Origin of the sequence: Curvibacter sp. AEP1-3 (genome assembly GCF_002163715.1) — a bacterium.
Classification (GTDB): Bacteria; Pseudomonadota; Gammaproteobacteria; order Burkholderiales; family Burkholderiaceae_C; genus Allorhodoferax.
The window spans coordinates 2745845-2768893 of the sequence record NZ_CP015698.1 but is presented as its reverse complement, the minus strand read 5'-3'; the positions used below and the strand labels follow the sequence as shown (position 1 = coordinate 2768893).

21 protein-coding genes and 1 pseudogene are annotated in these 23049 nt (G+C 59.1%); 19 read left to right on the top strand and 3 right to left on the bottom strand.

Going from position 1 to position 23049, the window contains the following annotated elements; translation table 11 throughout:
- Positions 1 to 155 precede the first annotated feature (155 nt).
- The 10 genes and pseudogenes from AEP_RS12950 (at position 156) to AEP_RS12910 (ending at position 9109) form a co-directional block, all read left to right on the top strand.
- Positions 156 to 1196: a TniB family NTP-binding protein gene (locus AEP_RS12950; protein WP_157673165.1), complete on the top strand. Its 1041-nt coding sequence runs from the start codon at positions 156 to 158 to the stop codon at positions 1194 to 1196.
- Positions 1197 to 1208: 12 nt separating this feature from the next.
- Positions 1209 to 1586 (top strand): annotated as a pseudogene (locus tag AEP_RS21390) (TniQ family protein); the annotation flags it as partial.
- A gap of 84 nt (positions 1587 to 1670) precedes the next feature.
- Positions 1671 to 2300: a hypothetical protein gene (locus tag AEP_RS21085; RefSeq protein WP_232459825.1), complete on the top strand. Its 630-nt coding sequence runs from the start codon at positions 1671 to 1673 to the stop codon at positions 2298 to 2300.
- 695 nt (positions 2301 to 2995) lie between these two features.
- Positions 2996 to 4084: a hypothetical protein gene (locus AEP_RS12940; RefSeq protein ID WP_157673164.1), complete on the top strand. Its 1089-nt coding sequence runs from the start codon at positions 2996 to 2998 to the stop codon at positions 4082 to 4084.
- Between the two features lie 215 nt (positions 4085 to 4299).
- Positions 4300 to 4983 (top strand): DUF3348 family protein, encoded by a 684-nt coding sequence (locus AEP_RS12935; RefSeq protein WP_087495758.1) that lies wholly within the window; start codon positions 4300 to 4302, stop codon positions 4981 to 4983.
- An 18-nt stretch (positions 4984 to 5001) separates the two neighbouring features.
- Positions 5002 to 6873 carry a hypothetical protein gene (locus tag AEP_RS12930; protein ID WP_087495757.1) on the top strand — a complete coding sequence of 624 codons (1872 nt, stop codon included), beginning with the start codon at positions 5002 to 5004 and terminating at the stop codon, positions 6871 to 6873.
- Complete coding sequence (locus tag AEP_RS12925; RefSeq protein ID WP_087495756.1) at positions 6873 to 7517, top strand: OmpA family protein; 645 nt, start codon at positions 6873 to 6875, stop codon at positions 7515 to 7517. Before AEP_RS12930 ends, AEP_RS12925 begins: the two co-directional genes overlap by 1 nt.
- The gene (locus AEP_RS12920) at positions 7510 to 7962 is read left to right on the top strand and encodes a DUF2894 domain-containing protein (protein ID WP_087495755.1); all 453 of its coding nucleotides are present in this window, start codon (positions 7510 to 7512) and stop codon (positions 7960 to 7962) included. The genes AEP_RS12925 and AEP_RS12920 overlap by 8 nt, the downstream gene beginning before the upstream one ends.
- A gap of 37 nt (positions 7963 to 7999) precedes the next feature.
- Complete coding sequence (locus tag AEP_RS12915; RefSeq protein WP_087495754.1) at positions 8000 to 8353, top strand: RidA family protein; 354 nt, start codon at positions 8000 to 8002, stop codon at positions 8351 to 8353.
- A gap of 129 nt (positions 8354 to 8482) precedes the next feature.
- Entirely contained in the window at positions 8483 to 9109 is a 627-nt protein-coding gene (locus tag AEP_RS12910; protein ID WP_087495753.1) for a flavin reductase family protein, read from the top strand.
- Between the two features lie 21 nt (positions 9110 to 9130).
- Here the strand turns inward: AEP_RS12910 and AEP_RS12905 are convergent, their stop codons facing one another.
- Positions 9131 to 10150 (bottom strand): LacI family DNA-binding transcriptional regulator, encoded by a 1020-nt coding sequence (locus tag AEP_RS12905; RefSeq protein WP_087495752.1) that lies wholly within the window; start codon positions 10148 to 10150, stop codon positions 9131 to 9133.
- Between the two features lie 416 nt (positions 10151 to 10566).
- Here AEP_RS12905 and AEP_RS12900 point away from each other — a divergent pair, with 416 nt between their 5' ends.
- The 6 genes from AEP_RS12900 to AEP_RS12875 are packed head-to-tail and all read left to right on the top strand — an operon-like array spanning position 10567 to position 19155.
- Positions 10567 to 11853: an ABC transporter substrate-binding protein gene (locus tag AEP_RS12900; protein WP_087495751.1), complete on the top strand. Its 1287-nt coding sequence runs from the start codon at positions 10567 to 10569 to the stop codon at positions 11851 to 11853.
- A 30-nt stretch (positions 11854 to 11883) separates the two neighbouring features.
- Positions 11884 to 12780: a carbohydrate ABC transporter permease gene (locus AEP_RS12895; RefSeq protein ID WP_087495750.1), complete on the top strand. Its 897-nt coding sequence runs from the start codon at positions 11884 to 11886 to the stop codon at positions 12778 to 12780.
- A gap of 1 nt (position 12781) precedes the next feature.
- Positions 12782 to 13600, top strand: a complete 819-nt coding sequence (locus AEP_RS12890) for a carbohydrate ABC transporter permease (protein ID WP_087495749.1) — start codon at positions 12782 to 12784, stop codon at positions 13598 to 13600.
- 10 nt (positions 13601 to 13610) lie between these two features.
- Entirely contained in the window at positions 13611 to 15857 is a 2247-nt protein-coding gene (locus AEP_RS12885) for a glycoside hydrolase family 2 protein (protein ID WP_087495748.1), read from the top strand.
- Positions 15858 to 15883: 26 nt separating this feature from the next.
- Positions 15884 to 16984: an ABC transporter ATP-binding protein gene (locus tag AEP_RS12880; RefSeq protein ID WP_087495747.1), complete on the top strand. Its 1101-nt coding sequence runs from the start codon at positions 15884 to 15886 to the stop codon at positions 16982 to 16984.
- Entirely contained in the window at positions 16981 to 19155 is a 2175-nt protein-coding gene (locus AEP_RS12875) for an alpha-galactosidase (protein WP_087495746.1), read from the top strand. Before AEP_RS12880 ends, AEP_RS12875 begins: the two co-directional genes overlap by 4 nt.
- Here AEP_RS12875 and AEP_RS12870 read toward each other — a convergent pair.
- Entirely contained in the window at positions 19142 to 19723 is a 582-nt protein-coding gene (locus AEP_RS12870) for a TMEM175 family protein (protein ID WP_087495745.1), read from the bottom strand. The two genes, AEP_RS12875 and AEP_RS12870, sit on opposite strands and share 14 nt — an antisense overlap.
- Positions 19724 to 19806: 83 nt before the next feature.
- Between AEP_RS12870 and AEP_RS12865 the strand changes: the two genes are divergently transcribed.
- Together AEP_RS12865 and AEP_RS12860 are read left to right on the top strand one after the other, a co-directional pair.
- Positions 19807 to 20121, top strand: coding sequence for a rhodanese-like domain-containing protein (locus AEP_RS12865; protein WP_087495744.1), 315 nt, complete (start codon positions 19807 to 19809; stop codon positions 20119 to 20121).
- A 14-nt stretch (positions 20122 to 20135) separates the two neighbouring features.
- A complete protein-coding gene (locus AEP_RS12860; protein WP_087495743.1) occupies positions 20136 to 20639 on the top strand; it encodes a DNA-deoxyinosine glycosylase in 504 nt (167 codons plus the stop codon).
- Between the two features lie 714 nt (positions 20640 to 21353).
- Here AEP_RS12860 and AEP_RS12850 read toward each other — a convergent pair.
- Entirely contained in the window at positions 21354 to 22142 is a 789-nt protein-coding gene (locus AEP_RS12850) for an HNH endonuclease (protein ID WP_087495741.1), read from the bottom strand.
- A gap of 168 nt (positions 22143 to 22310) precedes the next feature.
- On the opposite strand from AEP_RS12850, the gene AEP_RS12845 reads away from it, so the two are divergent.
- A complete protein-coding gene (locus tag AEP_RS12845) occupies positions 22311 to 22958 on the top strand; it encodes a hypothetical protein (RefSeq protein WP_087495740.1) in 648 nt (215 codons plus the stop codon).
- The last annotated feature ends 91 nt before the right edge of the window (positions 22959 to 23049 follow it).

Genomic DNA, 23049 nt, shown 5'->3' with positions numbered 1-23049 from the left:
GCCCCAACTTTTCTATTAACTCGCCAAGCCATAGAACTTGGCTCGTTCGAACCTGACCTTCATTTTCAATGAGATCAGTCAACGCGCTACAGCGATTTTCCAATCTTGGACGATCCGCAGTTCATGGCTTGCGCAGATTTCTCTGCTTCCATCATATGCAAACAATCAACAATCTACAGCTGCTTTCCGGTCTTGGACTCTCCAAAAAAGATCAAGCGAATTACTCAACCGTTGCTTCGACGTTCAGTCTTCGCCATGAAATCATTGAAACACCTCAGTTCACTGAGGCTATCCGGGAGATCGCACGACGTCATCGGCGAGGTGTGGAAGCCAATGTCGCTGAAGGCATGTTGCTGGTCGCCCAAACTGGCAGCGGCAAAACCACGGTATTGGAATACTACGCGTCTAAGTTTCCCGCAGTAAGAACAGCTGCAGGAATGAAGATCCCGGTAGTGCGTGTCACTACACCCGCGGCCCCTTCTGTAAAGATGCTGGCGGAGACCATCTTGCTTGCAATGGGAGACCCCGCTGCCGCATCAGGCAATACAACCGTTAAGACCAATCGCATAGTGCACTTGTTCAAATCATGTGGCGTCGAGCTATTGATGATTGACGAGTTTCAACACTTTGTCGATGGGAGGCGTACGGCCGAATGCCGGAAGGTGACTGACTGGGTCAAGACCCTGATTGATTCCCTTCGCATACCTGTCATTCTCAGTGGACTACCGCGATCCATCCTGGTTCTCAATAGCAATCCACAAATGCGCCGCCGGTTTGGTGCACCGTTGTACTTGTCGCCATTCAGTTTCTACGATAGCAAGAATAAGCTGGAGTTTCGCGGGGTTCTGAATGCTTTGCAAAGCTCGTTGCCGATTGAATGTATTGATCTGTCGGAACCCAACATGGCTCGCCGCTTCTACTTTGCAACGCATGGCCTCATGGATTACATCATCAAGATTCTGGACGACGTTGTGTCAAGGTGCGGTGCTGAAGGAAAGGTTCGAATTGAGCTCGCAGATTTGGCAAACTCTTTCCGCCGCGCAATTTGGACAGGGGCGCCTGACGAACTAAATCCATTTTCTGGGATGAGAACATTTCGCCTGTTGAACAAGCCCTTTGAACCTTTTGATGTTTGGGATGACATCAATCAATACTTTGGCGAAGTGAAGCAAAAACACACGCGAAAATTCTCTTGAATTGATGCGGTCATGGATGTACCTACTTCTTCATTTCTGCTTTTGACGGAGATGAAAATCTACGAAAGCACGCGCGGATTTGTCGCCCGATCTGCAGAGCTGAACCACTGCTTCTCAAGAGTGCGGAAGTCACTTTCCAGTCTTCATACTATCAATGCGAATATAGACTTACTGTCAGCATTGACTGGGACATCTAGCGATGTCTTGCGCGCGCATGGATCGTTCGATGTCGCAATTTCTAGCCGGGCAGAAGAGTTCCGGATTGGCGACGAACGGTTCCCCAAATCATTGATCAATTCCACTAGCGGAAGGGTTTGCCCTCTTTGCTTCGCGGATGATGGTGTTTCGCGAGTTTATTGGGACTTGCGCAGATACACGGTTTGCCATATCCACAACTGCCGAATGATCAGTCATTGCACACGTTGCGGTAGAGACATTGGGTGGGACTGGGGATGCCGAAGATGCCGCTGCGGCTTGAAAATTGGTGCCATGCAGGTTAGAGCCGCTTCTGGAACAGTGGAGCGAGGCCATTGTCGACTACTGGCAATGGCCACAATGCGTTCGTTGCGGCCATGGACAGCATCTACCGATGCTTCTCGACAGGATTGGGGCATTCCTCTTCATTGGCATTTGCTTCTGATGGAGTTCCTTGAGTACGTACTTCTTCCAGAGTTTGCAGATGAATTCGATATCCCTAGCGGACGTTTGAATCAGGGCAGTATCGCCTGGCTGATGCTCAAAATTCTTGCTGATCAGCGCTATTGCCTCCAACTTCGAGAAGCGATATTTTTGTACGCAGCTTCGTCACCACTCACATTGAGCCATGCCGTTCGGCTCAACAAGACACCGGATGAGACCCGCCAGCTTCTGAGAGGTAGCCTCGAAGAGCTACCCTTTCCACGCATCCTTTGGGATTGGAGAAATGAACTTGGGCTGAGCGCAGAAGATCTGACTGCCGCGGCCGAGGCACCCTACGTGCCGGAATTTCATCCAGGCCCACATCAGGTAGCGCCACGCTCCAAGGCGGGCCGCAGGCAGGCCAAACGAAAGAGAATTTATCTGGGCCCTATCAGGGGAATGGCGGAGTACACACCATGCCTTTGATCGAAGTGACTCAAGGCTCAGGATTGCTTCGAACTCCCATACAGCATAGCGACGAGGGGCCCTTTGGCTACCAGCTCAGACTTGCTGAAGACAACCTGCTCTCGTTCCAAAAGGTTTCTGACATATACCCAATAGATAGAGGTGCGACTTCGCACTCAAATTCTGCGGGAGATGTCGCTGGGCAACTGCCTTCGTACAATTCAAAACACTCACGCTTCTGCCCGGCATGCTTGAAAGTCCGAGGTACATGGCATATCGGATGGGAGGTGTTGTTTGCCGACGCTTGCCCCGTTTGTTGTTGCTGGTTGGTTGATTCTTGCTCGGTATGTCATGCATCGCTGCATTGGCAGCGGGCGAAGCTACTTTTCTGTGACTGCGGTCGATCCCTGTTAGATGAGGTCCCCTCCCCTGCACCTTCCAACGTCTGTCTGCTTAGTAACCACTTGCACCGACTTGCAATGGGTTACCTTCCAAACACGGGTCTTTTTTTAGACGGGCTGAGTTTGAATCAATGTGTTCGAATCATCCTGTTTTTGGGTGCTTACGCAAGCTTCCCCAAAAGTAGACGTCCCCAGAAGATCGCAGATCTTGATCAACTTCGCATCTCATGGCACGTTACGAGTTCAGCCGCTGAAGTTATATTCAACTGGCCTGTTGGATTCAATAGGATTGCGAGTTCTTTGAAGGCAAGTGCCGTGGAAGGCACCTCTGGGCGATTGCCCGTTGCATTTCGCGGTTTCTACTTGTCTTTGTACCGTGGATTTCGTAATGAAGAATTTGAGTTTCTCAGAGAAGCCTTTCAAGACTACATGGCAGAGTTTTGGACTGAGGGAATCACACGGCGAAATAAGCGTCTACACAAAGCGCTGCTTGAAAGAGTGGACTGGATTCCGGCGAATCACGCCTGTTCGCAAATGGGCATATCTAGACGCCGTCTACTTGCGCTAATTGACGCCCTCAGCATCCGCGCATCCCGACGCACGACCGAAAAAGGACGAGTGATTGTTCTAGTACACAGAGCGGACGTTGACAATTTTTGCAAGGCGCAGATCTCACATTCCTCGTTGCAGTACGCTGCAAACCGATTGGGCTTCAAGAAGTCGCGCTTGCAGGCGCTATTGCCTGTGATCTGCCCCGATGCTTTCAAATTGGGGGGGCTAGGTTGTCCATGGTCAATACCCACATCATGGATTGACGCGTGGACGCAGTTTATTCATAGTCAGCCGACATATGTCTCTGAAATCAAAGATTGCATCTCCGTGGAATATATTCTGCGTTTTAAGTCATGGAAGAACGATCAGGTGGGCACCTTTTTGATCGAGATATTTTCAAAAAAACTGCCTCTCATTGGTCGTGTGGAGGGGGTTTCAACCATTGGAGGACTTCTTGTCTCAAACAAAGAAGTCAATGCGTGGTTTGATTTGACTTTCATCTCTAAGATCCAAGACTACACAATTCCACAGGTTGCCGCCCTCCTCCATATCAAGCAAGAAGTAGCCTATTCGCTTGTTCGGACTAGATTTCTACGCGTTAACGCCAACGCATTTGGTGCCAGGAATCAACAGTATGTTCGCCATACTGAAGTGGAGTCCTTTAAGTCTCAGTTTGTGTTTTGTCGGGATCTCGCTTTGCAATGGAAGACTTCCCCAAAAACTGTAAAGAAAGTTCTTGATCAGGCAGGGGTCGTCCCTGTTGCGGGTCCAGAAATTGATGGGTGCAGGCAGTTGCTGTACAACCGCATTGAATGTCGAAACTATTTCGAGGGTTTCGGCAAGTTGACCTGACCTGTTGACACCATCAAGTACCCACTTAATTCTCTGGAGCATGAATTTACAGCAAGCTAGTTGAAGAAGCGGCCGGCAGCAACAGGCAACTTCGGGATTCAGCTTTTAGGAAGTTCGGTAGAATTTTGAGAACCGACAACAATAGATTCTTATTTGAAAACCGAAACTCATTGAAATGGCACCAGTCAATTCGGATATCAAGTGCGAACCTACAGATGGCGCTGAGTTCCGGAACGCCGGGGCTCATCGGTCTGCTGGAAAGCTGGAGTGCGATAGAAGTCCGACCCACCCGGCCGGACTGGGCACTCCATTGGAGCGCGTGGCTGGGGCCACTGGATGCCATTGCATTGCGTGGCGCCTTGCCCGCCATCACCAAAGCAACCAAAGTGGTTGCATCCCGGACCGCGCATGAGCCCGACCTGAGCCAGGCCTTGCAACAGCTGTGTGTTGACTTGACCGGATTCATCCGGCAACCACCCGTGCGGCCGGTGCCTGCGCAGGTGCGCGTGGCGGGCATTGCCCAAGCGGCGCCCGAACCGGCAGAAGATGAGGACTACGGCAGCTACCGCCAGCGCTACCTGGACATCCAGCGGCGCATGGAGCTGCGCATAGGCCCGTTCCGCCAGCATTGCCGCGAAGTGCTCGCCCGCACCAGCCCCCGCCTGAGCCAATTGGCCCAGATGGATACCACCCTGGAAGACATGCTGGGTGAACGCGCCCAGGCACTGCTGGCCAAGCTCTCCGCACTGCTGGAGCGGCGTTTTCACCGTTATCGCCAGGATGCTGCGCTCTCCATGGCCGCATTCGAGCAAGATTTTCAAGACGCCCTGGTGGCGGAACTGCACTTTAGATTGGAACCCGTCACCGGCCTGGTAGAGGCCTGGCAGACCGGGGCCTGACACCTTATGACTCAAGATATGAACCGTTTCGTCATCCCCGCCGCTATTGGCGCAGGGGCTGTTTTTGTGGGCTGGATCGCTCTGGGCTTTTTAGGCACCAGTTATCTGGCTTTGTGCATGACGTTGCTCATTGGCGCGGTCTATGCCATGGGCCTGCGGGAAATGTCCAGCTACCGCTCCACCACCCACACCTTGCGGCAGGCGCTCATTGACATGGGCGAACCGCTGGAGTCGCTCAGCGCATGGTTGGCCCGCGTACCTGCCGCCTTGCAACCCAGCGTGCGTGCGCGCATTGAGGGTGAGCGGGTGGGCCTGCCGGGCCCATCGCTCACCCCGTACCTCGTTGGACTGTTGGTCATGCTGGGCATGCTGGGCACCTTTCTGGGCATGGTCATGACCTTCAAAGGCGCCGTCTTTGCCTTGGAGGGCTCTGCCGACCTGCAAGCCATTCGCGCGGCGCTTGCGGCACCTATCAAAGGTCTGGGCCTGTCCTTTGGCACGTCGGTGGCGGGGGTGGCGACATCGGCTTTGCTGGGTCTGGTGTCCGCACTCTGCCGCCGCGAGCGCCTGCAAGTCACCCGCCTGCTGGACAGTCGTATTGCCACGGTGCTGCGGCCCTTCACCCTGGCCCACCAACGGGAAGCCGGGCTGCTGGCCCAGCAGCAGCAAGTGCAGGCACTGCCTGCGGTGGCAGAACAGCTCAGCCGGTTGATGGAACAAATCGAGCAACGCAACCTGGCCCTGAACACACGGCTGGAAGCCCAGCAGCAAGCATTCCATGCCGACGTCGGCCGCGCTTACACCGGCCTAGCCACTGCCGTAGGGCAAAGCCTGCAAGACAGCCTGTTGGCGGGTGCGAAGCAAACCAGCGAAGCCATCGTGCCGGTCATGGAATCCGCCCTGCAGCAGCTGGTGGCCGAGACGCGCCAACAACACACGCAGATGCGTGAAGCCTTGCAAGCGCAACTCCAGGGCGTGCAAACCGCCTTCCGCGAAGGCACCCACACCCTTACGGCCGACTGGGCACGCGCCCTGAATGAGAGCACCGCCACCCTGCAGACCGAATGGCAGCGCGCGGGCGAACACGCGCAGGCGCAGCAGCAGACTTTTGCCCGCACGCTGGAAGCCAACGTGGCCACCATCACCGGGCACACCGCAAGCCAAGCGAGCGCGGCCATAGCCGGCATGGCCCGTGTGCTGACGCAATCTGAAGCGCTGGTCGCTGCCCAACAGCAGGCCGAGGCCACTTGGACAGAACAGCAGCAGGCCCGCATGGACCAGCTCACCGCCCTGTGGCGCACTGGACTGAACGACTTGCGTGCAGAAGAGGCTGCCCGCAGCGAAGCCGCCGCTGCCCGCATCAGCGAACTCACCCTGCAACTGCGCACCGGCATGAGCCAGCTGGACGAACGTGACACGCTTGCACTGCAAGAGCGCCAACAGCTCATGGAGCGCCTGCACGGCGTGCTGCAATCGGCCGAGGCCACCACGCAAGGCCAGCGCGCCGCCATTGACACCTTGGTCGCCAACACCGGCCACACGCTGCTGCAAGTGCAAGAGCAGTTTTCGCAAACACTGGCGCTACAAGCCGACAAGGCCGACCACTTGGCCGCGCAAGTGGGTGGCAGTGCCACCGAACTTTCCAACCTCGGCAGCAGCTTCCAGCAAGCGGTGGAACTGTTTGTGGGTACCAGCGAGCAGCTGGTCCAGAGCCTGCAGGGGGTGGAGGCCGCAGTCAACCAATCCATGGAGCGCAGTGACGAACAGCTAGCCTACTACGTAGCCCAGGCGCGTGAGGTGATCGACCTCAGTCTGAGCTCGCAAAAAGCCGTGGTGGAAGACCTGCGCAAACTGCGCAATCAGGCCGTCACTACCGCAGGGACTGCGTGATGACGGACATCGACACCATGGACGACAGCGGGGTCGATAGCGCCCCGGTCTGGGCCACTTTTGGCGACCTGATGGCCGGCCTGCTGGGTGCGTTTGTGCTGATTCTGGTCGGTGTGCTGGTGGTCCAGATGGACCTGGTCGCCAACCTGGAGTCCGAAGTCAAAAAGCGCCAACAGGAAGAACAGCGCCGCATGGCGCTGGAGAAGGCCTTGGCCATCCCCTTGCAATCGGGCCGCGTGACCTTGAATAACGGGCGCATCGGCATCAGCGGCAGCGTGCTGTTTGCCGTCAACTCCGACCAGCTACGCGCCGACGGGCGGCAGTTGCTCAAAAGCCTGGTTCCGCCGCTGCAGGTGTACCTGGGTGAGCGGGACGAGATGCTCATGGTCAGCGGCTTTACGGACAACGTAGCCGTTTCAGGAGCCAACCGGCACTTTGCCGACAATCTGGAGCTTTCCGCGCAGCGCTCGCTCACCGTGACGCGCGCGCTCATTGAAGAGGGCATGCCTGCCTCGCGCGTGTTTGCTGCGGCTTTTGGCGCACAGCAGCCCGTGGCATCCAACCAAAACGAGAGCGGCCGGGCCCTGAACCGCCGCGTGGAGATGGCCCCGGTGCCCAAGGGTACGCAAGTTACCCATGACTGACGCGTCGCACGCCATGCACGCCCTGCTAGAGCGCATGCGCCAGCTCCCAGAGCAGCCACGCACTGCGATTCCCCGCAAAGGCCTCAACGCCCTGAAGGCTCTGAACCGCAGCTTGCAAAGCCCCGCGACAGTCTCTGAAAACGCGGCAACTGCATCCAACCCACCGCGCACGGTGGAAATGAAAAGCGTGCAGCAGTTCCGCCAGTCGTGGCATCGCATGAAAGTGCAAGACCAGGTGGAACACGCGCTGCAACAAGGCCCCGCCAATGCCGGCCCGCTCAACTCGCACCGTCTGGTGCTGCGCACTTTGGGTCTGATGCAAGACCTGTCTCCCGCCTACCTGCACCACTTCATGAGCCACTTGGACACCATGCTGCAGCTGGACACGATGACGCTGCCGCAGGCGACCAAACCGGCAAAAGGCGGAAAACGCCGCCTCAAGTAGGATGCGCCAAAGCGTCAAGCTCTGAACAGGATTCCCTATGACAGTCTCCCCCATCCAACGCATCAACCCCACCGCCCAATGGTCGGACGCGGTGGTGCACAACGGCACAGCTTATTTTGTGGAAGTGCCCGAAAGCGGCACCGACATCACCAGCCAATCGCAGGCTGTGTTTGCACAAGCCGAGCGCACACTGGCGCTGGCCGGCAGTGACAAAAGCCGTTTATTGATTGCCACCATCTACCTCAAGCACATGAGCGACCGCGCTACCTTCAACGCCGCGTGGCAAGCTTGGCTCCCAGAGGGTTGCGCACCGGCCCGGGTGTGCGTGAGCGCCGAGATGGCCAGCCCGGACTATCTGCTGGAGATTGCATTTACCGCAGCGACCGCCTGAACAGCGTCGCAGGTATTTTTAGGTAAAAAGTGCCTGTAGCGCTCATGGTATATGCGCGGGTAGCTTCTGTTTTGATAGCGGGCTTCTCCGCTCCGGTTTAACGGCACGTCCCTTGCGTGCACGTTGCGCATGACCGAAGTCGACTTTTCACAGATCACCGCTTACCAGCGCTACAAGCTCATGGCCAGCCTCATCGTGCCGCGGCCGATTGCGCTGGTCACCAGCCTGAACGCAGCGGGCGTGGTGAACGCCGCACCGTTTTCGATGTTCAACATGCTGGGTGAGGCCCCCCCGGTGGTCATGCTCAGCATCAACCGCTTGCAGGACGGGCAGCTCAAGGACACGGCGGCCAACATCCTCTCCGAGCGCGAGTTCGTCGTGCACATGACGGACGAGCCTCTGGCCGCCCAGATGCACGCCTGCGGCCATGCCTTCCCAGCCTCGGTGAGTGAGCTGGACGCGGTGGGCCTGCATGCCGCTCCGTCCCACACGGTGCGCCCGCCGCGCATTGCGGAGGCACCGGTGGCTTTTGAATGCGTGCTGCATGAAACGCTGGAAACGCCCAGCCGCTATGTGTTCATTGGCCGGGTGCTGTGGATGAGCGCACGCGATGGCTTGATAGACACCGAAAAGTGGCGCGTGCACCTGCAGGACTACCACCCGGTGGGTCGCTTCGGCGCAAGCTTCTACACCCGCTGCCGGGACCGCTTCGCCATCGGCGACGACACGGCTCACAACCCCATCGACACACTGTAGGCCGCCACCGCGGCCCGTACTTCAGGCGCCGCTGCGCACAGGGCCGGTGGAGGCACGCACTACCAGCACCGGATCGGGCACATGCACGATGGTGGGTTCGTGCTGGGGGTTTTCAATCAAGTCCAACAGCAGGTTGATGGAGATGGTGGCCACCTGCTCAATGCCGAGGGCTACGGTGGTAAGCGCCGGGCGCATGTCCCGCGCGAGCTGGATGTCAGTGATGCCGATGAGCGAAATGTCTTGCGGGATGCGGATGCCCCGGTCGGCCAGGGCCTGGCTGGCGCCATAGGCCATCAAATCGTTGGTGCAAAAAATGGCGGTGATGTCGGGGTGCTGCTCCAGCAATGAGTCGGTGGCCTCATGGCCGCCGGCCACGGTGTCGCTCACATTGCGGACCATTGGCTCAGCCAGCGTCATGCCAGCGGCAGCCAAGGCGCTTTTGAACCCGTCCAGACGCCCAAGCTGCATGCCCTCCAGGCCGCAACCCACGATGGCACCAATGCGCTGGTGGCCCAAGTCCAGCAAATGCTGCCCTGCAATTTCGCCCGCGCGGTGGAAGTTCACCACCACATGGGGAATGCGGTTGGCCAGGTCCACCTGCTCTTCGGACGCCAGCACGATGGGGGAGCGGCGGGTCTTCAGCTCATTGATGTCGTCCGCGCTGATACCGGTGTGCAGCACCAGCACGCCGTCGGCCAGCGTACCGGCAATCTGGTGCAGATACGCGCGGCCGATGTCAGGGCGCTCGTCGGTGTTGCACACCATCAGAAAGTAGTTGCGATGCCGCGCCACCCGCTCGGCCACCCGCACGAACTCGGGGTAGAAGGGGTTGTTGATGTCGGGCAGCACCAGCGCCACCATGGACGACTTGCCTTCGGCCAGCGCGCGTGCCATCAGGTTGGGGCGGTAGCCGGTCGCGGCAATCGCCTCTTGCACCTTTTGCACCGTGGCTGGTTTCACCTTCTGGGTATTGCGCAGCACATTGGACACCGTGGCAGTGGTGACTCCTGCCAGTCGGGCGACTTCACTCAGGGTAGCCATGGGCACTGCAACTTGGTGTGAATTGGCATCGATTGATACGTTTTTTGATCCCTAGGACTTACCCTAGGAGCCGGTTTTTTTGCGGATACCCATAGGTATACTCGAAAAATTGTCGAATTTAACCGCTTAAATTTTAAATTTACGGATGTCTCCCCGGCGGGTCTGCAAGCCTTCCGGACCGGTGGCGGTACGAATGTCGACATGTGTTTCAGTCAGAAATTTAACCGCTTAAATTTACGAAAGGACGCCAGCCGGTACCAGGATTCAACCCCAACACACTCTGGTTTCATTCACAAAGGCAGAGCCTGACCCGCCCCACTTTTTTTGGCAGGCCCGGACTCTGGAGACAACAGATACGCATGCTACGGTTCGCCCCGCATGACGTGCCTGACCCCATATCAACAGGAAGACAGACTATGAATTTCGCCAAACGCTTCACTCTCCGCAGCACCGCCACCGCCATGATCGGCCTGGCTCTGGGCACCACCGGCCTGATGGCCAGCCACGCCGCCAACGCCGGCGAAGTCACCATCTGGGCTTGGGACCCGAACTTCAACATCGCCATCATGCAAGAGGCGGCCAAGCGTTACACCGCCAAGAACCCCGGCGTGACCTTCAAGATCGTGGACATGGCCAAAGCCGATGTGGAGCAAAAACTGCAAACCACCCTGGCCTCCGGCGTGACCAAGAACCTGCCCGACATCGTGCTGGTGGAAGACTACAACGCCCCCAAGTACCTGCGCTCTTTCCCCGGCGCGTTTGAACCCCTGTCCGGCAAGGTGGACCACAAGGCGTTTGCCAACTACAAGGTCAACCTGATGACCTTGGGCGGCAAAGTCTACGGTCTGCCTTTTGACACCGGCACTACCGGCATGTACTACCGCAGCGACCTGATCAAGCAGGCCGGCTTCACCGACAAGGACATGCAGAACATCACCTGGGACCGTTACCTGGAAATCGGCAAGCAAGTCGAAACCAAGACCGGCAAGAAGATGTTCGCCATGGACCCCCAGGACATCGCCAGCATCCGCATCATGATGCAGTCCGCAGGCCGCTGGTACTTTGACAAAGACGGCAAGCTCGACATCAAGAACAACCCCGCGCTGAAGGCCGCGCTGGAAACCCAGGTCAAGTTCATGAAGACCGGCGTTTACAAGCCCACCTCCGGCTGGGGCGAGTGGGTCGGCGCGCTGAACAAGGGTGACGTCGCCTCCGTGATCACCGGCGTGTGGATCACCGGCTCCGTGAAGGCAGAAGCCAGCCAGTCCGGCAAATGGGCTGTGGCCGCCACTCCCCGCCTGAATGTGCCTGGCGCAACCAACGCATCCAACCTGGGCGGTTCCAGCTGGTACGTGCTCTCCAGCGCCAAAGAGAAGGCTGCTGCAGCCGACTTCCTGAACGAAATCTACGCCAAGGATGTGGACTTCTACCAAACCATTCTGCAGTCCCGCGGTGCGGTGGGCTCCTTGTTGGCTTCGCGTAACGGCAAGGCTTACTCTGAAGCCGACCCCTTCTTCGGTGGCGCCAAGGTGTGGCAGCAATACAGCGACTGGATGGGCAAGGTGCCTAGCGTGAACTACGGCATTTACACCGCTGAAGGTGACGCTGCTGTAGCCGCCCAACTGCCGGGCCTGGCCCAAGGCATGCCGGTCGAGAAGGCGCTGGAAAACATCCACAACCAGCTCGCCTCGCAAATCAAGTAAGACACGGCAACACTGCACCCAAGGAGCACCATGGCGCCCAAGCCTACGACCAGCTACCGGCGTTTTTTCGACGTCAACGGTTGGCTATTTGTTTCCATCGCACTCGGGCTGATCGGGGTCTTCATGGCCTACCCGATCGTCAAGTCGCTGTGGATGTCCCTGCATGCCGGGCAGGGAACGGTGGTTGAGTTCGTAGGCACCGGCAACATCGTGCGTCTGGCCAGTGATCCTGTCTTCCTGAAGGCGCTGCAGAACACCTGCATCTTCCTGGTGATTCAGGTTCCCATCATGCTGTTGCTGGCGCTGGTCATGGCCAGCTGCCTCAACATGCCGAACCTGCGCTTTCGCGGGCTGTTGCGCACGGCAGTTTTCCTGCCCTGCGTGACCTCGCTGGTGGCGTACTCGGTGGTGTTCAAAAGCATGTTTTCGTATGACGGCCTGGTCAACCACGCGCTGGCGTGGCTGGGCCTTATTGCTGAGCCTATCCCCTGGCTCAACGACCCGTTCTGGTCCAAGGTCGTCATCATCATCGCCATCACCTGGCGCTGGACCGGCTACAACATGATCTTCTATCTCGCGGCCATGCAGAACATCGACAAGTCGATCTACGAGGCTGCCCGTATCGATGGCATCTCGGCCTACCGCCGCTTTGTCTCCATCACTATCCCGAATCTCAAGCCGGTGATCCTGTTCACCACGGTGACCTCCACCATCGGCACGCTGCAGTTGTTTGATGAACCCATGAACATCACCACCGTGGGCACCGTGTTCTCTGACAACACGCTCACACTGTCCATGTACATCTACAACCTGTCGTTCAAGTTTGTGCCCAACTTCGGCTACGCCGCCACGGTGTCTTACGTCATCGTGCTGCTGGTGGCCGCGTTGGCCGCCATCCAGTTTTATGCCGCCCGGGAGCGCAACTGACATGACCAACTGGGCAGAAAAATTCCGCATGGCCAGCGTCTACCTCTTTCTGGGGGTCATGGCCTTTGTTTCCATCTTCCCCTTTGCCTGGATGGTGATCAGCTCCACCAACGCCTCGGTGGATGTGACCAAGGGCAAGTTCACCTTCGGCAGCGCGCTGCTGGAGAACTTCGAAAAACTCAACAAGAGCTTTGATGTGGCCCAGGTCTTCTGGAACTCCGGAAAGATCGCCATCATCGGCGGCTTCTTCACGCTGCTGGTCTCGTCCATGGCGGGCTACGGCTTTGAAGTATTCAGCTCCAAGGCCCGCGAACGCCTTTACAACGGCCTGCTGCTCACACTGATGGTGCCCTTTGCGGCGCTGATGATTCCGCTGTTCATCCTGATGGCGCAGTTCGATCTGCTGGACACCCACCTCGCCGTCATCCTGCCGGTGGTGGCATCTGCCTACATCGTGTTTTACTTCCGCCAGAGCACCAAAGCCTTTCCGCCCGAGTTGCGCGAAGCCGCGCGCCTGGACGGACTCAAGGAATGGCAGATCTTCCTGTTTGTGTATGTGCCGGTCATGCGCTCTACCTATGCCGCGGCCTTCATCATCGTGTTCATGGCGGCGTGGAACAACTTCCTCTGGCCCCTCATCGTGCTGCAGTCCCCCGAGCTCAAAACCATCACCCTGGTGCTGTCCTCTCTGGGCTCGGCCTACTTTCCTGACTTCGGCGTGATCATGCTGGCGGCCATGCTCGCCACCCTGCCCACCCTGGTCGTCTTCTTCGCAATGCAACGGCAGTTCGTACAGGGCATGCTGGGCTCCGTCAAATAAGGCTTTTCACATGCGTACCGTTACCAAGCTCGTCTCGGGCTGGACCTTTCACACCTCTTTTTCGTCTGAGCTCATCGCCAAGGCCGCTGCCGGCGAGGCCGTGCGCCTGCCGCACAACGCCGTCGACCTGGACATGACCTACTTCGACGAATGCGCATTCCAGAAGGAATTTGCCTACCAGTACACCCTGGCCTGGCAGCCCGCGTTTGCCGGCCGCGAAGTGGCCTTGCGCTTTGACGGCGCCATGGCCAACAGCGTGGTCTGGGTCAACGGCCAGCAAGTTGCTGCGCACAAAGACGGCTACACGCCGTTCAACGCCCGCCTAACTGGCTTGCTGAAAGAAGGCGACAACCTCATCACCGTGAAGGTGGACGGCAGCGAGAACCCCGAGATTCCCCCCTTCGGCGGCCAGATCGACTACCTGACCTACGCCGGCATCTACCGCGATGTGTGGCTGCAAGTGAACGACGCCGTGTCGATTGCGAACATCAAGGTCGAAACCGCTAACGAACTGAGCGACGCCAAGGGCCTCACCGTCAAAGGCTTTCTGGCCAACCCCACGCAGGCGGCCTTCACCGGCACCGCACTGGTGGAGCTGTGCACTGTGGATGGCGCCGTGCTGCACCAGCAAACCGTGGATGTGTCTGGCGCAGAGTTCAGCGCCTCGTTTGAGTCACTGGCCGGCCTCGCGCTGTGGGAGCTGGACAGCCCTGTGCTGTACGTGGCCCGCGTCACGCTGAACACCAGCGCCGGCAGCGACCAGCACAGCACCCGCTTTGGCTTCCGCACCGCCCGGTTCACAACCGAAGGTTTCTTCCTTAACGGCAAGCCGCTCAAGATCCGCGGCCTCAACCGCCACCAGAGCTTCCCCTACGTGGGCTACGCCATGGGCCAGCGCGCCCAGGCCAAAGACGCCGACGTCATGAAAGACGTGCTCAAGTGCAACCTGGTGCGCACCTCGCACTACCCGCAGTCCACCTACTTTCTGGACCGCTGCGACGAGATCGGCCTCTTGGTGTTTGAAGAGATTCCGGGCTGGCAGCACATTGGCGGCCAGGCTTGGCAGGACGAGTCGGTGGAGAACGTGCGCCGCATGGTCGAGCGCGACTGGAACCACCCCTCCATCATCATCTGGGGCGTACGCATCAACGAGTCGCAAGACAACCACGACTTCTACACACGCACCAACGCGATGGCCCGCAGCCTGGACACAACCCGCCAGACCGGTGGCGTGCGCTACATCGAAAACAGCGAGCTGCTGGAAGACGTGTACACCGTGAACGACTTCTGCCACGTGGCCCCCCCGGAGTGGATGAAGGGCATTGCCCCCACCCCGCTGCGCCAGCCCCGCCAGGTGACCGGCCTGGCCCACGAGGTGCCGTATCTGGTGACCGAGTTCAACGGCCACATGTACCCCACCAAGCGCATCGACCCCGAAGACCGCCAGGCCGAGCATGTGCGCCGGCATCTGGATGTACTGAACAAGGCGTATGAAAACCCCGTCATCAGCGGCGCCATTGGCTGGTGCATGTTTGACTACAACACCCACAAAGACTTCGGCGCGGGCGACCGCATCTGCCACCACGGCGTGATGGACATCTTCCGCGAACCCAAGTTCGCCGCCTGGGGCTACACCAGCCAGTGCAGCCCTGCAGAGCAAGTGGTGCTGCAACCCGTGACCTACTGGGCCCGTGGCGAGAAAGACCGTTGCGAAGTACTGCCCCTGATCGTGCTCACCAACTGCGACTACGTGGAACTGCAAGTGGGCGACTTTGCGCCCAAGCGCGCCGAGCCTGACCGCGAGCGCTACCCGCACCTGCCGCATGCGCCAGTCATTTTTGACAGCCGCCACGTCAACATGAACGACCTGGGCGCCTGGGGCATGCTGTGGCGCGATGCCACGGTGACGGGCTATCTCAACGGCAAGGCGGTTTCCACCGTCAAGCTCTCGGGCAACCCGGTGCCCACCACTTTGCAAGTGGAAGTGGACGACACGCAATTGCAAGCCCATGAGAAAGACGCCACCCGCGTCATCGTGCGCGCGCTGGACCAAGCCGGCCGCCTGCTGCCGTTTATGGACGACGTGGTGCATGTGGAAGTCACCGGCGCAGCCAAGCTGCTGGGCCCCGATTTGCTGACGCTCAAGGGCGGCACTACCGGCTTCTGGCTGGAAACCAGCGGCGCGGTGGGTGACATCACCTTGCGCGTATCCACCCGCCGCATGGGCGAGCAGCGCGTGACGCTGCGCGCCGCATAAACAACCGAGTCGACGAGGAAAAGAACATGGCAGACGTCAAACTCACCCAGGTCCGCAAATCATTCGGCGAGATCGACATCATCCGGGGCGTGGACCTCGACATCAAACACGGCGAATTCGTGGTGTTCGTGGGCCCCTCGGGCTGCGGCAAGTCCACGCTCTTGCGCGCCATCTCGGGCCTGGAAGACATCACCAGCGGCGAGCTGCGCATCGGCGACCAGGTCATGAACCATGTGGACCCGTCTAAGCGCGGCATTGCCATGGTGTTCCAGAGCTACGCGCTCTACCCCCACATGACGGTGCGCGAAAACATGGGCTTTGCCCTCAAGCACGCAGGTGTGGCCAAAGACGTGGTCAAGAGCAAAGTGGACTCCGCCGCCAAGATTTTGGGCCTGGAGCCCCTGATGGACCGCAAGCCCAAGGCGCTGTCAGGCGGGCAACGCCAGCGCGTGGCCATCGGCCGTGCCATCGTGCGCGACCCGCAGGTGTTTTTGTTTGACGAGCCGCTCTCCAACCTCGACGCTGAGCTGCGGGTGCACATGCGCATCGAGATTGCGCGCCTGCACCGCGAGCTGGGCAGCACCATCATCTACGTGACGCACGACCAGGTGGAAGCCATGACCCTGGCCGACAAAATCGTGGTGCTGCGCGCCGGTGTGGTGGAGCAGGTGGGCGCGCCGCTGGAGCTGTATGACAACCCGGCCAACACCTTTGTGGCCGGCTTCATCGGCTCGCCGCGCATGAATTTCTTTGAAGGCAAGGTCACCGGCCACGCCACAGTTAACTGCGGCAATGGCTGCCAGATCAGCCTTAACGGTTTTGACAACACCACCATCCAACTGCCCTTGGCTAAAAACCTGCCTGCCATCGGCAGCGAGGTGTCGGTAGGTGTTCGGCCTGAGCACTTCCAGGAGCAGGGCGATACCGTCCTGCCCGTCACCATCGACATGCTGGAACACCTGGGCGGCGAAACCTTTACCTACGCCCGCTCCAGCGGCGGCGTGATGGTGGTTATCGAGAGCAAAAACGGCCGCGAGCTGCGCTCCGGCCAGGCCATGGAAGCCCGCTTTGATGCTACAAAGGCCTTGCTGTTCGACAAGAGCGGCGCCCGCATCTACGGCTCATGAGCACCCACGCACCCGAGGCTTCTGCCACCTTCACCACCCTACATGGCACCCACACCAGCGTGGTGCTGGAGGTGCGCCCGGGTGAGGCGCCGCTGTGGCGTTACTGGGGCCCCCGCCTGCCGGACAACTGTGTGCCCCTGGCTCCGCTGCGCGACGGCCGGGCCATCCCGCCCAGCAGCATGGAGTTCGACCAGCCGCTGACCGTTGCCCCCACTTTTGGGGTGGGCTGGTACATGCAAAGCGCCTTGCTGGCCCACCGCAGCGGCCAGCAGTTTGCGCAACAGTTCACCCACTGCGAGGTGGAAACCCTGCTCACCGGAAAGCGCATTGCCATCCACCTCACTGACAGCGTGGCGCAACTGCGCCTCACGCTGCACATGGCGCTGGACGCGCACGATGTGCTGCAGCTCAGCACCACCCTGGTGAACGACGGACATGATGTGCTGGACGTGCAGTGGCTGGCCGCAGGCACGGTGCCGCTGCCGGGCGACGCCCAGGCCGTGCGCTCTTACACCGGCCAATGGGCCAACGAATTTCAGTTGCAGGTGGATGCCCTCTCGCGCAGCACCTGGCTGCGCGAGAACCGGCGCGGCCGCACCTCGCACGACAGCTTTCCCGGTGCCGTAGTCACCACGCCCGGCAGCACCGAACACGCGGGTACGGTGTATGGCGCGCACCTGGCTTGGTCAGGCAACCACCGCCAATCCATCGAGTGGCTGCACGACGGGCAATACCAATGGCAAATGGGCGAGTGGCTGGCCCCCGGCGAAGTGCGCTTGGGCGCAGGCGAACACCTGCAAACACCCACCCTGTTTGCCAGCTGCTCGGTACAAGGCCTGAACGGCCTGGCCGCCAACTTTCACGCCACGGTGCGCAGCCGCTTGCCCTGGCCCGGTGGCCGCATGCGCCCGCGCCCGGTGCACCTCAACACCTGGGAAGCGGTGTACTTTGACCACCGCAGCGACGACATCAATGCTCTGGCCGAAGCCGCCGCCAGCGTGGGCGTGGAGCGCTTTGTGCTCGACGACGGCTGGTTCCAGGGCCGCCACAGCGACCGCGCTGCCCTGGGCGACTGGTGGCCCGACCCAGCCAAATACCCCGACGGCCTGCAACCCCTGGCCCGCCACGTGAACCAGTTGGGCATGGAGTTCGGCCTGTGGGTAGAGCCCGAAATGGTCAACCCCGACAGCCAGCTCTTTCGCACCCACCCCGACTGGGCGCTGCGGCTGGAGGGCCGCCCCCTGCTCACCATGCGCAACCAGCTGGTGCTGGACGTAGCCCGCCCTGAGGTGGCCGACTACCTGTTTGCCAAGCTGCACGCACTCTTGAGCAACGTGCCCATTGCCTACCTCAAGTGGGACATGAACCGCGACCTCACCACCGCCGGCGACGCGCTGGGCCGCCCGGCCTACCGCCGCTTTGTGTACGCGCTGTATGCGCTGGTGGACCGAGTGCGCGCCGCCCACCCGCAGCTCGAAATTGAAAGCTGCGCCTCGGGCGGCGCCCGGCTGGACATGGGCGTGCTCGCCCACACCCACCGCGTCTGGACCAGCGACTGCAACGACGCACTCTCGCGCGTGGCCATCCAGCGCGGCGCGCTGCAGTTTTTGCCGCCCGAGATTCTGGGCGCCCACATCGGCCCCGCGCCCGCGCACACCACCGGCCGCAGCCAGAGCCTGAACTTCCGTGCCGGTGTTGCGATCAGCGGGCACCTCGGCATTGAGGCTGACGTGCGCCACATGAGCGATGAGGACCGCATGGCCTTGGGCCGCTGGGTGGGCATGTACAAGCAGCTGCGCAACCGCCTGCACACCGGCCAGGTGTGGCTCGGCGAGGCAGGCGACGGCGTGGTCTGGCAAGCCCATGGCGACGCCGGTGCCAGCGAAATTCTGCTGCTGGTGTACCGCACCACGCCCACCACCCACCGCAACACGCCGCCCCTGCGCCTGCCCATGCTGCGCCCGGCGGCGCACTACACCATCGAGCGGCTGGACCCGACCCCACCTGACTGGACCAGCAGCCCGCTCAACGATGCCGCGCTGGCCGCCGGTGCCCAAGCGGCCCTGCCGCCCACCGCCCATGGCGCGTGGCTGGCCGCAGTAGGCCTGCCGCTGCCACGCATGGTTGCTGAGAGCGCGCTGATATACCGGCTGCGGTTTATTCCCCAGTAAGCGTCTTTTCGATGCGGCGGTCGGGGATCAGCCAGATGCAGGCCACCAACCCTACAAAGATGCCGGCCAAAGCCGGGTAGCCCGCCAGCGCCAAGCCAATCGAAACGACGTAGCTGGCCAGCGAAATCTTGCCTTTGCGGTCGGTGCCCACCGCGTGGCTGAGTGTCGACTCGCGGCCCTCGTGGCGGATGATGCAGCTCTGCAGCCAGGTGTAGGCCGCAGCGCACAGGCAGAGGTCCACGCAGTACAGCACCACAGGGGTGGCGGCAAAGTGGTTCTCGCCCATCCAAGCAGTGGCAAAGGGCATGAGAGACAGCCAGAACAACAGGTTCAGGTTGGCCCAGAGGATGCTGCCATTCACCTTTTTGACCGCGTGCATCAGGTGGTGGTGGTTGTTCCAGTAAATGCCCACATTCACAAAGCTCAGCACGTAGCTCAGGAACACGGGCCACAGCGGCAGCAGGTCTGCCAGCGTCTCGCCGTGCGGCACTTTGAACTCCAACACCATGATGGTGATGATGATGGCGATGACGCCATCGCTAAAGGCTTCGAGGCGGTTTTTGTTCATCCGGATGCTCCTTGGTGCGGGGGGTGCTGTAATTGTCCACAATGGCGGGGCACCCAAACCGCCTATTCCTTGAGAGCAACTCCATGAAAACACTATTCGCCAGTATCACCCTCGCCTTGATGGCTTTCTCGGCCCAGGCCAAAGACGTCATCATTGACGTGCGCAGTCCGCAAGAGTTTGCCGCCGGGCATGTGGAAGGCGCCATCAACATCGAGCACACCGCCATCGCCCAGGAGATTGCCAAGGCGGGCGTGGGCAAGGACGACACCGTGCTGCTGTACTGCCAGAGTGGCCGGCGCAGCGGCATCGCGCTGGACACGCTCAAGGGCATGGGCTTTAGCAAAGCCGAGAACGTGGGCGGCATCGAGCAGGCCCGCAAAACCCTGGCCAAAAAGTAAAGCAGGGCACGCGCATGGCGGCAGTCACCCTGACCGGCCTGGCGCCGCTGGTGTCACCCGCCACCAAGGTGCTGATATTGGGCAGCTTTCCCGGTGTGCGCTCGTTGCAGGCGCAAGAGTATTACGGTCACCCGCAAAACCAGTTCTGGAAGATATTGCAAGCCATTTGGCCGTCTGGCGCCCATGAAATATGCGCGAGCAGCTATGAAAATCGTAGCAACTGGCTGCTGGAGAGCGGCCTGGGCGTGTGGGACGTGTACGCCAGCTGCGAACGCGAAGGCAGCCTGGACAGTGCCATCCGCAACGCGGTGCCCAACGACATCGCCGCACTGCACCTGCCGCAGCTACAGGCCATCGCCCACAACGGCGGCGAGAGCTTCAAACACGCCCGCCACACCCGCACCCTGGGCGTGCCCGTTTACCAGCTCCCCAGCACCAGCCCGGCTAATGCGTCATGGAGCTTTGAGCGCAAGCTGGCGGCGTGGCGGGAGGTAATGGAGCGGCATGGGCTGGTTTAAGAGTCAAATCGGGCTCTAGCGCAAGTGGATATTGCGCGAGCAGCTATCGAAATCGGAGCATTTAACACCCTAAAAAGAATTGCCTATCCCGCGCTTTCTTTCGGTCTTCTCGCAGCAAATCCTGCTGCTGCAGGCTTTGGGGCTGCAGTGCACGAATGTCGATTTGCTTCACCAACTCATCTAAGTATTTGCACTCCGCTGACTTGGCTGGTGCAGCTTGCGACGGGGTGTGGAGCGTTGGCTGAGGTTCTGACTGTTGAAGCACAGCGGTTGGAGCGGGCGTCGTTCTAGCTTGCTGAAACGCATCCACAGGAGCAGGTGGGGGCAGCTTCACACTGCCCACAACAGCATCTTTGGGACAGGCCGCATCCGAGTAAGTTACTTTTCCATTCAGCACACACTTGCTCACCGTGCCAGGCGCGGGCGGTTGATTGGGTTGTGTTTGCGTAGTTCTTTGTGGCTGCGGCTCCAGAGCGCGAGGCACATCTGCACCCAAGTTGCCCGACGAGGGTACGGCTACCGACGATGCGGCTGCAGGCTTTGTTGAAGGTAGTTTGTTTTGCCACCAAAGAGCTGCTTGGTATAGCAAATACAAAGCAGCGACGACATACAGAACGATGGTGAAAACCGATGTCTTCTGCGGCGCTGGCCTGAACTGCAGCACCTTGTCGCCATCTCTACGGTCTCGCATGTAGTCCCGGTCTTGTAAAGCCATCAGATGAATCCAAAGTGACCCGCGTGCCAAGCCAAAAATTCAGGCGCAGGTGCCAAGCGAGAAGGCATGCGAATGGGCGCCTTGTCGAACCGCAAAAGCGACTCCTGCAAAAACGCGTCGGCGCTTTTGGATTTAAGTTTGGTGTTCACGCGCACGGTGCAGTCAGGCAGCACCGTAATCAGCCCTTGGTCGTATGCGCGGTCATGCAGCGCGGAAAGACACAGGCCGTTTTGCGGATTCAAACGATTGTGGGCATCTTCGCTCCACGGGACGATGTGGCTCGCGATGAGCAGGCGCTCGTTCTGCAAACCGCTGATGCAGCAGGTGCTGTTGTAGCCCACCAGCACAGACTTACGAAAACGCGCTTGATTGACACGAACTTGCACCGTGGCCGTGCGGGTGCGCCCCAGTTCCGTAGGCGGTAACTCTAGGTCCAACTCGTCGGCAACCTCCAAGCCATGACCCGCCGCCAACTTTCCATAGATCGAAGCGGCTTCAAGGACCATGGCATCCCAATTCGCCAAGAGTTCTTTCCAAACCGCTTTATCGACCTTGGATGCGCCGTCCATACCTTTGCGACCACTCGCAAGCACTGCGGGGTCCAGACTGGCTAAGTTGCACAGCTTGAGTGCGACCGAGTTCGCGGTACGGCCAATCCAAGTTCCCAACTCCTTGATTTTGGGGTTGCGCGCATGGAGCTGTCCGTAGTTCAGCTGCAGATAGATATGCAGGCCCGCCAATACCTGCTCTCGAGTCCAGTCATTGCGTGGCTTTGTCTCTTTTGACATACCGCTTTCCTCCTTGAAAAGCAGTATGCCAGGCAGACCTCCAACTATTTAGGCATGGAGTTGTTTGCAATCCGATAGCCAGCGAGCTTCCACCACCTATCAAATCAAATCGGTTTCTTCGAGTGGTGATTGTTATGCTTGCTTGAAAGAAACTGCTTCGCTTTGCAAATGATCACATCGTCCGACCCAGAGTATGGTTTAACCAAAAAAATTAAGCAGGGCAAGAGTCGCATGTCGACGCACATGGATGAGCTTGCACGGTGGATAGAAGCAACTTGGAATGTGGTCGTGTTGAACGTAATCTTCGATGAACCTCATAGAGGTCGATTGCAGATCATTCTGGAACATCCACAACACGTCGCCGTCTTTAGCAAGGAGTACAACTTTGACGAAGTCAAGACAAATGCCATTGCGAATAAGTTTGGGGAAGTTTGTATGCGGCACTCTGTCTCAAACATTCGGGCCGACAAACCATTTGTAGTTTTTTCTGCGTTTTCACCAATAGCAAGAGCTGAAACCGATAACAAGATTTCTGACGCTGACATTGCAGCTCTGATTCAAAGAATTGGGAATAAAGATCTTTGGGAAATCTCGCGCTTTTTTGGCCATGTCACTTTCTTCTTCTTTACCGATGAACAAAAGGAAAAGAATATGGCAGAAGGAAAGAAGTGCATTTACGCGAAGATGTACTTTGATCTTCTGATTCTTCACGATGAATTCGGCTATTTGAGCAATGAAGAATTCACGGTTAGTTTTGATTCAAAACACAACTTTGATAAGAACTATCAAAGTAATTGGTACTACTACTACAAATGAATGCCTGACTCATTTCGGCGTACGCCCATCAACACCTAAAATACAAACAAAATCACCCTCCAGCGCCCGCCTAATATGCGCGAGCAGCTAT